At 42.4% G+C, this 13,781-nt stretch carries 9 protein-coding genes and 1 pseudogene; 2 read left to right on the top strand and 8 right to left on the bottom strand.

The features are described from left to right. Positions 1–183 precede the first annotated feature (183 nt). Positions 184–1,377 carry a GTP-binding protein gene (locus MKZ26_RS16805; protein ID WP_340766870.1) on the bottom strand — a complete coding sequence of 398 codons (1,194 nt, stop codon included), beginning with the start codon at positions 1,375–1,377 and terminating at the stop codon, positions 184–186. 242 nt (positions 1,378–1,619) lie between these two features. Here MKZ26_RS16805 and MKZ26_RS16800 point away from each other — a divergent pair, with 242 nt between their 5' ends. Continuing rightward, positions 1,620–3,104: a DASS family sodium-coupled anion symporter gene (locus MKZ26_RS16800; protein ID WP_445683432.1), complete on the top strand. Its 1,485-nt coding sequence runs from the start codon at positions 1,620–1,622 to the stop codon at positions 3,102–3,104. 44 nt (positions 3,105–3,148) lie between these two features. Here the strand turns inward: MKZ26_RS16800 and MKZ26_RS16795 are convergent. Then, positions 3,149–4,451 (bottom strand): annotated as a pseudogene (locus MKZ26_RS16795) (glycosyltransferase family 2 protein). Continuing rightward, entirely contained in the window at positions 4,448–5,230 is a 783-nt protein-coding gene (locus MKZ26_RS16790; RefSeq protein WP_340766869.1) for a hypothetical protein, read from the bottom strand. The pseudogene MKZ26_RS16795 and the gene MKZ26_RS16790 overlap by 4 nt, the downstream one beginning before the upstream one ends. A gap of 149 nt (positions 5,231–5,379) precedes the next feature. Here MKZ26_RS16790 and MKZ26_RS16785 point away from each other — a divergent pair, with 149 nt between their 5' ends. Continuing rightward, positions 5,380–6,261: an SDR family oxidoreductase gene (locus MKZ26_RS16785; protein ID WP_340766868.1), complete on the top strand. Its 882-nt coding sequence runs from the start codon at positions 5,380–5,382 to the stop codon at positions 6,259–6,261. 295 nt (positions 6,262–6,556) lie between these two features. On the opposite strand, the gene MKZ26_RS16780 is transcribed toward MKZ26_RS16785, so the two are convergent. The 5 genes from MKZ26_RS16780 to MKZ26_RS16760 form a co-directional block, all read right to left on the bottom strand. Beyond that, positions 6,557–8,758 carry a YhgE/Pip domain-containing protein gene (locus tag MKZ26_RS16780; RefSeq protein WP_340766867.1) on the bottom strand — a complete coding sequence of 734 codons (2,202 nt, stop codon included), beginning with the start codon at positions 8,756–8,758 and terminating at the stop codon, positions 6,557–6,559. 69 nt (positions 8,759–8,827) lie between these two features. Continuing rightward, entirely contained in the window at positions 8,828–9,397 is a 570-nt protein-coding gene (locus MKZ26_RS16775; RefSeq protein WP_067213367.1) for a TetR/AcrR family transcriptional regulator, read from the bottom strand. 161 nt (positions 9,398–9,558) lie between these two features. Then, complete coding sequence (gene abc-f / locus MKZ26_RS16770; protein WP_445683464.1) at positions 9,559–11,430, bottom strand: ribosomal protection-like ABC-F family protein; 1,872 nt, start codon at positions 11,428–11,430, stop codon at positions 9,559–9,561. 174 nt (positions 11,431–11,604) lie between these two features. Further along, positions 11,605–11,724, bottom strand: coding sequence for an RAxF-45 family protein (locus MKZ26_RS16765; protein ID WP_340767675.1), 120 nt, complete (start codon positions 11,722–11,724; stop codon positions 11,605–11,607). A 177-nt stretch (positions 11,725–11,901) separates the two neighbouring features. Beyond that, a complete protein-coding gene (locus MKZ26_RS16760; RefSeq protein ID WP_340766865.1) occupies positions 11,902–13,635 on the bottom strand; it encodes an ABC transporter ATP-binding protein in 1,734 nt (577 codons plus the stop codon). Positions 13,636–13,781: the final 146 nt, after the last annotated feature.

Below are 13,781 nucleotides of genomic sequence, written 5' to 3'. Positions count from 1 at the left end.
AACCCGATCATAACCTCCGCTCTACCAATCATATAACCCCATGAACGGATTATAACCTTCGCTCTACCAATCATATAACCCCACGAACCGATCATAACCTTCGCTCTACCAATCATATAACCTCATGGCCGATCATAACCTTCGCTCGACTGATCATATAACCCCATGAACGGATTATTCCCCTTATTCAGCCGCCACGAATTTCGGTAGCGGATCTGCAAATCCAGACCAATCCATCGCCATTTCCTCATCTGTCAACAAGCAATCATCTAGGTCCTCTTCAATCTCTTCTCTGTCCATATCAAGTCCGATGAAAACCAGTTCCGTTTGACGATCACCATGCTTGTCATCCCAACGTTCCAACAATTCCGGGTCGTCAGCGAAAACTAACTTTTGTTGTGCCTTCGGAAGTGCTGCAATCCACTGACCTGCCCCTTGGAATATAATTGAAGAACCAGCCTGCGATAGCAATCCTGCCATCTCCGGGCGCGTTGCTAACCAGAAAAAACCTTTCGAACGAACAATTTCTTGTGGGAACCCTGTCAGCCATTCATGCCATCTCTCCGGATGGAATGGACGTCTTCTCCTGTACACAAAAGATGTAATGCCGTATTCATCGGTTTCTGGTATATGTTCCTCGTTTAATTCCTTTATCCACCCCGCCCCTTGACTCGACTTGTCGAAATCAAACAACTGACGGTTCAAAATCTTCACAGGATCCACACGACCGAATTCAATCGGTATAATCTCTGCGTCTGGGTTCATTTTCTTAAGGAATGCAAAAAATGGTTCTTTATAATCTTCATTAATAAGATCCAATTTATTTACTAATAATATATTAGCGAATTCAAGTTGATCTACCAATAGATCTGCTATATCTCGATGATCGTTTTCATCATCGGTTTGCTTGCGATCGAGCAACGTTTCCCCGCTTTCATAGTCCTTCCAGAAACGGAACGCGTCCACAACTGTCACCATACTGTCGAGTCGACATACTTTGGATAAATCGATTCCAACTTCTTCATCAATGTACGTAAACGTTTGTGCCACGGGAATTGGTTCGGAAATACCCGTCGATTCAATGATGATATAGTCAATATTACCTTCAGCCACAAGTTTTTCCACTTCTATCATTAAATCTTCACGTAATGTGCAGCATATACAGCCATTCGACAGTTCAATAAGCTTTTCTTCCGTACGTGAAAAACCGTTGTTTTGTATTAAAGCCGAATCAATATTGATTTCACTCATGTCATTGACGATAACTGCAATTCGTAGTCCTTCGCGATTTGCAAGAAGATGATTTAAAACGGTTGTTTTACCCGCTCCTAAATAACCACTCAACACCGTGACTGGAACTTTTTTTATTTCATTCATAATAGACTGTCCTCTTTTCCTAAATCGTAATGATTACGTTTTAAATATTACACAGAGAGATTTAATAATGCAAGTCAAAAATGAAAAAACCTTACAAAAACTCATATATTTACGTTTTACAACTTAAGTTCACAAGTTCCATCGAATTGCTTTAGATTATTAAGCCTATTAGTTTCAATGCCTGCGTTTGTTGGGTAACCTAAAAGTGTAGCTATATTTAAATAAGAAAGGGTCGAATACATTTGGAAAGCACAGAAAATATTACTAAGCCAAAACGAAATTTAAAACCGTATTGGATTGCCCTTGCATTCACAGTCATGATTGTCATCATGCTTCTTCCTAATTCTGGCGACTTGCCTGTAATGGGGCAACGTGCACTCGCTATTTTGGCATTTGCGGTCATTCTTTGGATGACGGAAGCAGTGGCTTATCCGGTAAGTTCAGCAATGATTATCGGTCTACTTGCGGTTACGCTCGGCCTTGCGCCAGATATGGCAAATCCCGATGTCATGCTAGGCACAAAATCCGCTCTTCAAATGGCCCTTGGCGGATTCTCCAATTCGGCAGTTGCTCTTGTTGCTGCCGCTCTATTTTTAGCCGCAGCAATGCAAGCGACAAATCTTCACAAACGGTTGGCGCTCTATATCCTATCAAAAGTCGGGGTTAAAACAGGGGCTATCGTTTTCGGCGCCATAATTGTATCCATTGTACTTGCGTTCTTCGTACCAAGTGCAACAGCACGAGCGGGCGCAGTTGTTCCGATTCTACTCGGAATGGTTGCAGCGTTCGGACTACCTCATAATAGTCGGCTTGGTGCACTTCTGGTCATCACTGCTGTCCAATCCGTCTCAATCTGGAATATAGGAATCAAAACCGGTGCCGCACAAAATATGGTTGCGCTCGGTTTCATTGAAAAGGAAATGGGTGTATCCGTCTCTTGGGGAGCTTGGTTCTTGTATGCAGCTCCGTGGGCAATCCTTATGTCTATTGCTTTGTATTTCATAATGATTAAGCTGATTAAGCCAGAAACACAGGTTGTCGAAGGCGGGAAAGAATTGATCCAAGGTCAGCTAAAAGAACTTGGTCCGATGAAGTCGTCAGAAAAAAGATTAATTGTTGTCGCACTTGCACTGCTGTTCTTCTGGTCAACAGAAGAAGTACTCCACCCGTTTGATACGACGACAGTGACTCTTGTCGCGATTGCGATTCTTCTCTCACCAAGAATCGGCGTATTTGACTGGAAAACGGTTGAAAAACTTATTCCATGGGGCACGATCATCGTCTTCGCTGTGGGGATTGCACTTGGTACCGTCCTCTTAGATACAGGAGGCGCTCAGTGGCTGTCCAATAGAGTATTCGGTGCAATGGGCCTTGAAAATATGCCGCTTCTTGCAACGATTGCCTTGCTGTCATTATTCAACATTCTCATTCACCTCGGATTCGCCAGTGCGACGAGCTTATCATCGGCACTTATCCCGATTTTCATCGCGCTTACCACGACGATTTCCTTGGATGCGAATAGTGTCGGATTTGTCTTGATCCAACAATTCGTTATCAGTTTCGGATTCCTTCTTCCGGTCAGCGCACCGCAAAACATGCTCGCTTACGGTACCGGTTCATTCACGGTAAAGGATTTCTTGAAATCAGGTATAGCGCTAACGGTGATCGGATATTTACTCATCCTGTTGTTTAGTGCTACGTATTGGAAATGGATTGGACTTCTATAATATAAAAAGAGTTACTTGGACATCGACTGCCCAAGTAACTCTTTTTATTTCGCCTTAAATCTCTCTGTCTTGTCCCAGCCAATTGTTTGGCGGTTTTTCTTAGCCTTTATATAAAAAATTAAACTGCGCACGAACAAATAGGAAAATAGCTGTGCGTACGTAAAGTACATAATGACACTGACAAAAATATTAACTGGTGAAAAGGTTCTTTGACTCGCCTGTGCTGCAAATAACTGCGCTGTATACACAATATAGGCAAGATACCAGATGAATAAGAGCGGATAGGTGTATTCGATAAAAAAGACATCAAGGATTCCCAGCACAAACCATATATAGGAAAACACAAGAAAAAACCAAAAAATGACGTAAACAAGCAGCTGATGAATGGAATGGACGAGCAGCTTGCCTTTGAAATAACCTGGTTCTGTTAGTGTTTTTTCTACAATATACAAGTTCCCTTGCAGCCATCTTGTCCGTTGTTTCAAGTAGACGCCAAGCGTTTCAGGCTCTTGCTCCCATGTGATTGACTCTGGGACAATCGGCAAATAATACCCTTTTTGTGTAATACGCAGTGTCAATTCTGCATCTTCCGCAATAGCGTATGGGTCGTATCCTCCAAGTTCTTCTATGACCGATCGCTTTACAAGCATGTTCGTGCCAGTAAGTGATCCCGTTTTGAACAATTGCCACCTTCCCGATTGCATAAGCAGTTGAAATACTTGAAACTCAATAGAAATCATTCTTGTGAGCCAAGTTGCTGATTCATTCATCGTTCGTACATATCCGACAGCTCCGCCTGCCCGTTCCTGGGTCTCTGCAATTGCGACCAACTTTACAAGCGCGTGCCGTTCCGGTTGATTGTCCGCATCATACACACAATAATATTTGTTATCCGAAATACTTAGACCATAATTAAGTACCCTCGATTTTCCACGTGGCTCACCTGAAGGTACTTTTATATGGTGGACATTTTTAAAGGCTATTTGCAAACGCCTCCGCGATTTCGGCTGTATTATCAGATGAGTTGTCATTCAATATATAAATTTGCAGAACACCTGGATAATCGATTGCCACCATCGCTTCTATTGTGTCCTTAATAACAACACCTTCATTGTGAGCTGGGATTAAAATATCTACACCCGGATAATAGTCCAATACTGGGATTTTTTTGTTTGTAAGTCGGCTGTACAATCCAGCAATCGTTAAAATAGAATAATAAAGGAGCAATACTAAAAAAAGTGCTGTAGTAAAAAACAGTAACAATCTAACATTGAATATCACCGCGACTACAAGCAGAGTAAGAAACAGAGAAAAACTCAGAATTAGAACCCAAATTCGACCTTTCATGTGACCACCGCCGATTCACGCATGGCCTTATCTCCGTCTATTTTTATTACGGTCCACCTAATCTTCTCGATGGTACCCTCTTCTAGACGTTCTATCATGAGTTTTTCGAGCCGTCCCCTTACAATACCAAGGCCTTCTTCTTCAGTATTCTGAACTAGAACTATCAGTGTTGTATTATCATATTGACAGACAATATCATAGTGTTTCCGAAACGCCGCATACATCATACTTGCAAGGGTATGCATAACTTTTTTCTGAACCGTCCGATTCATATCATTTAAATCTGCTTTTAAATAGAAGCCCGTTTCCTGACGACGGCTCATATTAGACAATATAAGTATCGCCTGTTTCTCAAATTCATGCTTCGTCAAAACGCCCTCTTCCAAAATATATTCTTCTAACTGAGCAATACGGCTTTTTAGTAACCTATTTTCCGTACCAATCTGATAGACATATTTTGATAAGCTATAAAGCGAAAATAAATGAATTAAGAAAATGAAATGCAGACCGATTCCCAACGCCTGTTCACCCGGTTGCCAGCCTTCTTTAAATGCTAGGAAGAGAATATAGAATACTGTCACAAGCATTAATGTGATATAAAAGAAAAATGCAGCTCTGTCCGACACACTGAAGAATAATAATGCTAGAACACCGAATGCCAAATAGGAATAAAGCGGTACCGCATTGTATGTAATGATCAATATGGCTAGTATCGACAAGAGCCAACTGATTGAGGCAACCGGCAGTTTAATTCGGTCCCAAACTGTTTGATTCCTCAATGAAATCACCTTCTTTCTTATTTTCCTATTCCCTCTTTCAATGGTAAAAAAACCGGTGAAACACTTCTTTTATAGTTAAACAATGTGTTTATAGAAATCGATTCAGGGAATAATCCCTCTATACGACAATCAGCAGAGGAGGAATTATTATGCCAAAAGATAAATACGAAAAAATTGATAATCAGATTTCGGGACAGACTCAGGATCAGCAACCCGGTGTAGAGGAGGAAATGAATCCGGCACCGATTTATGACGATGAGAATTATAAAGGTTCAGGCAAATTGACAGGAAAAAGTGCTTTAATCACAGGTGGCGATAGCGGTATCGGTCGGGCAGTAGCCGTCGCCTTTGCAAAAGAAGGTGCGAATGTAGCGATTGCATATTTGAGTGAACAGGAGGATTTCGACGCAGATAAAACGGTGAAGCTCATTGAAGGCTATGGTGGGAAAGCACTGAAAATCCGAATCGATATTAGTGAGGAAGAGCATTGCGAGCAATTGGTGGATGAGGTTGTTAATGAATTCGGTGGTTTGAATATTCTTGTCAACAATGCCGGTAAACAGTTTCCACAAAAAGATATCTCGTTGATTTCAGCCGATCAGCTTCGGGAAACGTTCGACACGAATTTCTTCGGTTTATTTTATATGACGAAGGCGGCTTTGAATCATATGACTGACGGCGATACCATCATCAATACCTCATCTATTACGGCGTATAATGGGTCAAAAGAATTGCTCGATTATTCCGCAACAAAAGGTGCGATTACTTCCTTTACACGTTCTATTGCACTAAACTTGGCCGAAAAAGGAATACGTGTCAACGCCGTTGCGCCTGGTCCAATTTGGACACCGCTCATTCCGGCCACGTTTGACGCAAAGAAAGTCAAAGAACATGGAGCAAACACGCCGGTTAAACGTCGCGGCCAACCTGCTGAAAATGCGCCGGCCTATGTGTTTCTCGCTTCAAGTGATTCCAGTTATATGACTGGCCAGACAATACATGTTGATGGTGGCGATTTTGTAGGATCTTGAACGGATTGTATAACCATTCGTAGGAATTCCTATAAGGTATATTACTGCGCGTTGTTTAGTTTCTGCAAAGTGTTGTCTAGTTGATGCGATACGTTGCTTAGTTCTTTGGTTACGTTGCGTACTCCGGATTATGTTGTGTAGTTTTAGGCAAACGTTGTCTAGTCGGCGCAATGCGTTGTTTACTTTTGGAAGAATGTTGTCTTGTTCAGCCAAAACGTCACGAACTTATAGCAATCAACAAAAAGCCCCTCTATCACGGAATTTATTCCGCCTAGAGGGACTACTTTAACTTAATTTATGCTTCTACTGTTTCTTTTGAATACCTCTTTTTGTAAAGAAGTGCAAAGTATCCGAATGTAATTGCAAGGAACGCGACCATGAATCCGATGAGAATACCGTTGTTCATCCAAAGGAATGACATATTGCCTGTTGAGATGGCGGCTTTGAATGCTTGGACGGAATATGTCATCGGCAATAATGTGTTGAAAATTTGCAGTGGTGCCGGTATTAATTCGAGCGGGAATGTCCCTGCACTTGTCGTCAATTGCAAGATCAGGACAAGGATTGCTACAAAACGTCCCGCATCTGAAAGAATGGACACGCACATCTGTACAAGCGCAATGAATGTGTAGCTCGTGATAATCGCAGTCAAGACGAACAACGGTGTATTCACTGTTTCCATGCCGAGTGCAAATTTCACAACCCCTGCTGCAATAAGTGCCTGCAATAGACCGACGATTGCCAGCACAGAAACTTTACTTGTGAACCATCCGAATGCCCCTGTCGGTTTAATAGCCGGTTCGACTAGCGGGAAGACGATGGAAAGAAGAAGCGCACCAACAAATAATCCAAGTGACAAGAAGTATGGTGCAAAACCGGTACCATAGTTCGGTACTTGGTTAATGCCATCTTTCTCAACCTCTACAGGTGCCCCGACCATTCCATATGTTTTGTCTGTCGGATTCACTTCACTGGCAGTTCCATTTGCTTCCGCAAGTTTTTCTTGCAGTGTCAATGTTCCTTCATCAAGTTCAACTATACCATCAGCAATTGTCGCTGATCCTTTAGCAAGTTCTTGTGATTTAGATGCAAGTGTTTCAGTTCCTGTTTGTAGTGTACCCGTTCCTTCTGTTAATGAAGTGAGGCCTGTTGCAAGATCGGATGACCCTTTCTGTGCAGCCGTGACGCCTTCAGAAAATTGTTTCAATCCAGCTGCAAGTGTATCGTTGCCTGACGCAAGAGCGTTCGCCCCTTCAATGAGTTGTGGGGAAGACCCGTTCAATTTCTCTAACCCAGCAAGTCCTTGACTATGTGCGCCGGAAAGTTGACCTGCAGCGCCATTTAAATCTGTGGTACCTGCCGCCATTGAAGCTGTACCAGCAGATAATTCTTTCATTCCGCCAGAAAGTTCAGCGCTTCCTTGTTTCAATTGGCCAAGTGTTTCTTTGATTGCCGTTTGTTGTTCCTCTGAAAGTTCAGCAAGAACAGGAGCGAGCTGTGTAGACAACCCCTCAATTCCAGCAGTTAAATTTCCGGCCGCACCAGAAAGCTGACCTGCCGCACCATTCAATTGCCCTGATTTCTCTTTCAATGTCCCAACAGCTGCGTTAAATTCTTGTTCCTTCTGACCCATTTGACCGTAACTTGCGGTCAATTGGCCGACACCTTCTGTATAGCCAACGATGCCATCCTTAAGTCCTCCAGCTCCTGCTGACGCCTTTTGTGCACCTGCAAGAAGATCTTTTGACCCTTGCGATAAAGTACCGAGTCCTTTATTCAACTCAGTGGCACCTTTAGCTGCATCGTTCGCTCCTTGTGCAAGTTTCTGTGAACCATCCGCAAGTGTAATCGTGCTACTTGCCAACGTTTCAAGATACCCTTTCAATTCATCTGCACCTGATGATAGTTTTGCGGCACCATCATGTAATTCACCGGCGCCGTCCGCCGCTTCACCGAATCCATCGCCCATTTCAGTAATGGAATCAAAGAGCTTTTCCGCGTACGTTGAAGCGACTTGTTCATTCACTTCTGCACGGATCCGATCCATTGCCGTTTCTCCTATCTGAGCAGATAGGAAGTTGAACCCTTCATTTGGCTTATAGACAATTGTCAGTTTTTCCGGTTCATCATCCAAAAGTGTTGTTGCATGTTCGGAGAAGTTTTCCGGTATTTCAATTACGACGTAATAATCTTCATTTTCGAGCCCATTTTCTGCATCTGATTTTGATACTTTCTTAAAATCAAACTGCTTACTGTCAATTAATTTATCGGTCAGTTCCTTCCCAAGGGCCAACTGTTTGCCGTCCATTTCCGCCCCATTATCAAGGTCGACGATTGCAACAGGCAAATCACTCATATTGGCATATGGATTCCAAAACGCCCATAAAAACATGCCTGCATAAAGGACAGGGATAAACAATATAGCTATCAGTGGAACGATTATTTTTTTTGAACGTAAGAGCAGTTTCCACTCTGCCCATGTCATTGAATTTTTCATCTATTTACTTCCTCCTGTACTGGTTGACCACTTTCCTCAAGTAGTCATTTCAGAATAAAAAATAAAGTCTCAAACTAAGAGACTTTTAAAAATGGTCCCATTTAATAATGCAGCGATACGCTCTTCCGATAGCTCTTCATCGTGGGTTTTATCCCAGTCTGAGACAAGTGCGAGGTATGCTTTAAATAACATATATGCGACAAGTTCTGTATCGCAAGGCTTTACTTCACCTTTGGCAATTCCCTTTTCAATCTTCTCTTTTACATAAAAAACGATTTCTTTTTCAATTGCCTGTAGCACTTCACCTACGGCAGGTGTACGCAGTTCTTTTTCTTCATCTATTAACTTCACATACAATTGATGCGTTCCACGGAATTTGAGCATTTGCATCAGTCTAGCATGGGCATTTTGTTCAAAAGGTGCACCTTCAACAGAAACAGCATCTGCTTCCGCCCGCATTTCGTTAATCATCTTCAATACAATGGCATTGAACAATTCTTCTTTATTGGAGAAGAACGTATAGATTGTTCCTTTGCCGACATTTGCAATTTTCGCAACTTGGTCCATCGTTGTTGCTTTATAGCCGAACAGCGAAAATGATTTCGCGGCTCCCTCGAGAATTTCTTGCCTGCGGTCCATTTTTCCACCTCACTTTGAATGGATTATTTTATTGACCATAAAACCGTTTCGGTCATCTAGTCATTATATTACTCCGCCTGAAAGAATTATGCAAGTTTTTTCTTAAGAACGAAAAAGTCTGGGAAAGGATTACTCCCTCCCAGACTGTATACATTCAGTACCTATTCTACTTCTCTCATCCATATTTCATAATAAGACTCTAGTTCTTGTTTAATCACGGTAACTTCCGCCATGATTGATTCATATTTCATCCAATCAGATTCGTCTGCCGCTTCCTTTTCCAATGAATCGATTTTTTGTTCAAGTCTGGCTATTTCTTGTTCCACGTTTATAATTACTTCTTTTTCCTTCTTTTCTATCTTCGGCTTTTTCACTGCAATGGGTTCAGGCACTCCGACTACCATTCGACTTTGAAGCTCTTGCCACTTCTCACGTGCCCAATTATAGGGTCCTTCAAATGTCGTCATGAGTCCATCTTCCAACCATGCTGTGCGAGAGAATAATTTGTTCAAGAAATAACGATCATGTGAAACGGCAACGATTGTGCCCGTAAAGTCTTCCAGTGCCTCTTCAAGCACTTCACGTGACTCAATATCCAAATGGTTTGTTGGCTCGTCAAGCACAAGGAAATTGACGTCCTGGTACATCAGCTGTGCCAATCGAAGCCGCATGCGCTCTCCACCGCTTAGGTCGCCAACTCGCATGAATACATCTGGACCATAAAACATAAACTTCGCTAATATATGTCGGGCTTCCCCTTCGGCAATAGTTACTTCACCCCGAAAGACATCTATCAAACGCGCCTTCGGATCCGAAATTTCAAAGTGCTGCGACAAGAATCCGATTTTCACATTACTTCCCACTTTACTCATTCCAGTGTCAATCGGAAGCTCACCTAAAAGAATTCTCAGTACGGTCGATTTCCCGCACCCATTCCGCCCTACAATCGCTGTTCGATCCTTCCAATACACATGGAAGTCCGCACCCTTCAATAGCTCCTGTTGACCAAATGATTTCGTGATTCCTTCCATTACAACGACTTCCTTACCACTCCGTGGCGCAGCTTCAAACGACAAAGTCATTTTCTTCGGGTCGATAAGTGGCTTTCTTACTTTTTCCATCCGTTCTAGCGCCCGTTCCATATTGCGCGCTTGTCGGTGCAATCCAGGGTTTGGAGGATTGGCTTCATTTGCCCATTGGTGGAGCCGTTTAATGGCCTCTTTCATTTTTTTAATTTTCTTTTGTTGCTCTTCGTAATTTTGGAATTCCCTCATGAGACGCGCTTCTTTTTCTAGAATAAAGGCAGAATAATTCCCGTAATAAAGATGAATCTCCCCTTCTTCAAGATCCGCAACCTTCGTCACGACACAATCCAAGAAGTAACGGTCATGTGAAATAATAACTACTGTTCCTGAGTAATCCGTTAAATATGCTTCCAACCATTCAACTGCAAATAAGTCCAAATGATTCGTCGGTTCATCCAATAATAACAAATCAGGTTTCGTTAATAATAGCTTCCCAAGCATAATCTTCGTCTGTTCGCCACCGCTCAATTGCCCAAAAGAACGTCCAACAAACGGTTTCAATTGCAATCCATTGATGACTTTCTCAATTTCCGAATCTACGGCATAGCCCTCACGATTGGCGAATTCCTCCTGTAAATCTCCGTATACCCGAAGCAACTTATCCATGTCCGCGTTTCCGGCATTGGCTAGCTCTGCTTCTAACTCCGACATTTTCGCCTGCATTTCTTTTAGTTCTACAAATGCACTGTTGAGCACATCATAACCGGTCGTTTCTTTTTCATATAGAGGGATTTGCGCTAAATAGCCTATCTTTGTACCCTTTTTAAAATGAATTGCCCCACTGTCAGGTTGCTCCGCTCCCGAAATCAACTTAAATAACGTTGTTTTCCCACTACCGTTTCGTCCGACAACACCTAATTTATCACCTGTTTTAATGTCCAAAGAAAGATTCTCAAAAATCATATTCCCACCGAGCATTTTGCTTATTTGTTGAACTGTACATATCATCATTTTCCGCTTCCCTTCGTTCTGTTTTCACAACTGGAAGCATCTTACGAAAAGAGGAAGCGCCTTGGTAGACCCGAAAAGCGCTGGAGTCTAGACAACAAAAAAAGACCGCGTGTAAGCGGCCTTCCCTCTTGAAAAAATATCGTAAGGAGTGCATGCTAAACAGCTGTGTAATTACTGAAATTGTCTAAAAAAGGACAGACTCGTCCCGTTGACTGTAATTTCATGAGTAATCGCACATGAAGTGGCTAAATATTCCAATAGACTTTCACGTGCATACACAGTGTCTAACATCATTCCTCACCCCCGCTCACTAATAGTAAGAATAGTTTAACACAAAATCAATCGTCAGTCACCTACACAATGATTCTGGCACAAAAAAAGTGTTGCCCTATTAGTCGTTTAAGTTCCGACTTGTGGACAACACCATTATTACCGTTACTCGAGGAATATTTTTCCGGCGTTCTCCTACTACGCCAATTGTTGTTCAGCAAATTCACGATACAACGCATGTGATTGTATCAATTCTTTATGAGTTCCACTGCCCGTCACTTGCCCATTTTCGATGAAAATGATTTTATCTGCATCGACAATAGTTGATAATCTGTGGGCAATGACGAATGTTGTACGCCCTTCCATCAATCGCGTCAGTGCATCTTGAACGACACCTTCCGATTGGCTATCCAGGCTCGCAGTTGCTTCGTCCATCATCAAGATCTTTGGATCCCGTAAAAAAGCACGGGCGATGGCGATACGTTGCCTTTGCCCTCCCGAAAGTTTCACACCTCGTTCGCCGACTTCTGTGTCCAATCCCTTCGAAAATGTTTTAACAAATTCGTCGGCATACGCCATTTCGGCGACTTCCCAAAGCCTTTGATCCGAAATGTTTGCCCCATTTTCTAAACCATAACATAAGTTTTCACGAATTGTCCCCGCCATCATGGCACTCTCTTGTGAAACGTAACCGATTTGACTACGCCACGACGCCATCGACAACTCTTTTATCGGCACGCCGCCAATTTGAATTTCACCGGATGTCGGTTCGTAAAAACGCTCAAGTAATCCGAACATTGTCGTTTTCCCTCCACCACTCGGTCCGGCGAACGCAATCATTTCACCAGGCTGGGCCTCAAAGGACACATTGCCAATCACCGGCTCGTCGTCTTCATAGGCAAACGATACGTCTACAACTTGAATTGGTTTGTTCGTAATATCCATCACCAGGCCATCTTGTCCTTCTTCCAATGGCAATTCCAAAATGTCGATAATACGCTCTGTTGCGCCTTTCGCTTTCTGCAATTGCGTGAAGAACATCGCAAATGATGTAATCGGAAAAATAATTTGGAACAGATACAATAGGAATGCAACAAGTGCACCTGTCGACATTGTACCGTTTGCAACACGCATACCGCCGTACCCAATAATCATGACAATGACCACCATAACAACTAGATACATAAAGGGAGCAATCAGAGCAGTGATTCGAGCTTCTTTCAAGCCAAAACCGAGTAATTTCCCGATTCCAGCTTTTCCACTCGCCTCTTCGTTCTGTTCAGCATTAGAAGCTTTCATCAAGCGAATTTCGCCGAGTGTCTGTTGAATATTGCCTGTGAATATAGCTGTTTCATCTTGTAATCCACGAGAAATTTTCGCCATTTTGGTGCCTAATGGAATCATAATTCCCACTGTAATTGGAACCGAAATCAACATGATAAGTGTCATTTTCCAATCCATAATAAGCAGGATCGTCACCGCACCTATAATCGAAATGATACCCGTAATGAATTGCGGGAAATGTTGCGTAATCAATTCTTTCACGATTCCCGTATCATTGACGACACGGCTCACCGTTTCACCGCTAGATTCCTTGTCAAAATGACTGACAGGCAAACGAAGCAGTTTTGTCCACATTCTTTCACGTAATCTCGCAACTACTTTTTGTCCTACATAACTTAGCAAATAAATGGATACCCCATCAATTACTGCTTGAACAATAAACGCTACCCCGATAGCAATCATTATCGGGACGCTTAACGAGGCAACTGAAAAGCCATCCACTAAGTTTTTCGTTAGTAAAGGAACAACCAAACCTGCAAGTGTTGTCAACACACCTGCCGTCAAGCCGACAGCCAAAGCTAGCTTCGGGATTCCTGTTGATAAAATCAGAGAGAAAAACGGCTTCAAGCCGACTTTTTTCTTGTCCATAGTTTTTAACTCCATTCCGTTAAATCTTTTAATAAGTTCATTTTAGTAGATATATGTAAACTCAATATCAACAAACTTCGTTTTGTCACTCGAAATATATAAATCCAACAACTTATTTTGAATGCATCTATCCAAAGGAACTTGGT

This window comes from Sporosarcina sp. FSL K6-6792 (assembly GCF_038004885.1).
Taxonomy (GTDB): domain Bacteria; phylum Bacillota; class Bacilli; order Bacillales_A; family Planococcaceae; genus Sporosarcina; species Sporosarcina psychrophila.
The sequence above is the reverse complement of the archived record's forward strand: the minus strand, read 5'-3'. Positions and strand labels throughout refer to the sequence as shown.

Bases quoted from the DNA above. Each gene is read 5' to 3' on its own strand.
- MKZ26_RS16780 (WP_340766867.1), bottom strand. From the start codon at position 8,758: ATGAAAAATTCAATGACATGGGCAGAGTGGAAACTGCTCTTACGTTCA.
- MKZ26_RS16805 (WP_340766870.1), bottom strand. From the start codon at position 1,377: ATGAATGAAATAAAAAAAGTTCCAGTCACGGTGTTGAGTGGTTATTTA.
- abc-f (WP_445683464.1), bottom strand. From the start codon at position 11,430: ATGATATGTACAGTTCAACAAATAAGCAAAATGCTCGGTGGGAATATG.
- MKZ26_RS16785 (WP_340766868.1), top strand. From the start codon at position 5,380: ATGCCAAAAGATAAATACGAAAAAATTGATAATCAGATTTCGGGACAG.
- MKZ26_RS16765 (WP_340767675.1), bottom strand. From the start codon at position 11,724: ATGTTAGACACTGTGTATGCACGTGAAAGTCTATTGGAATATTTAGCC.
- MKZ26_RS16760 (WP_340766865.1), bottom strand. From the start codon at position 13,635: ATGGACAAGAAAAAAGTCGGCTTGAAGCCGTTTTTCTCTCTGATTTTA.
- MKZ26_RS16775 (WP_067213367.1), bottom strand. From the start codon at position 9,397: ATGGACCGCAGGCAAGAAATTCTCGAGGGAGCCGCGAAATCATTTTCG.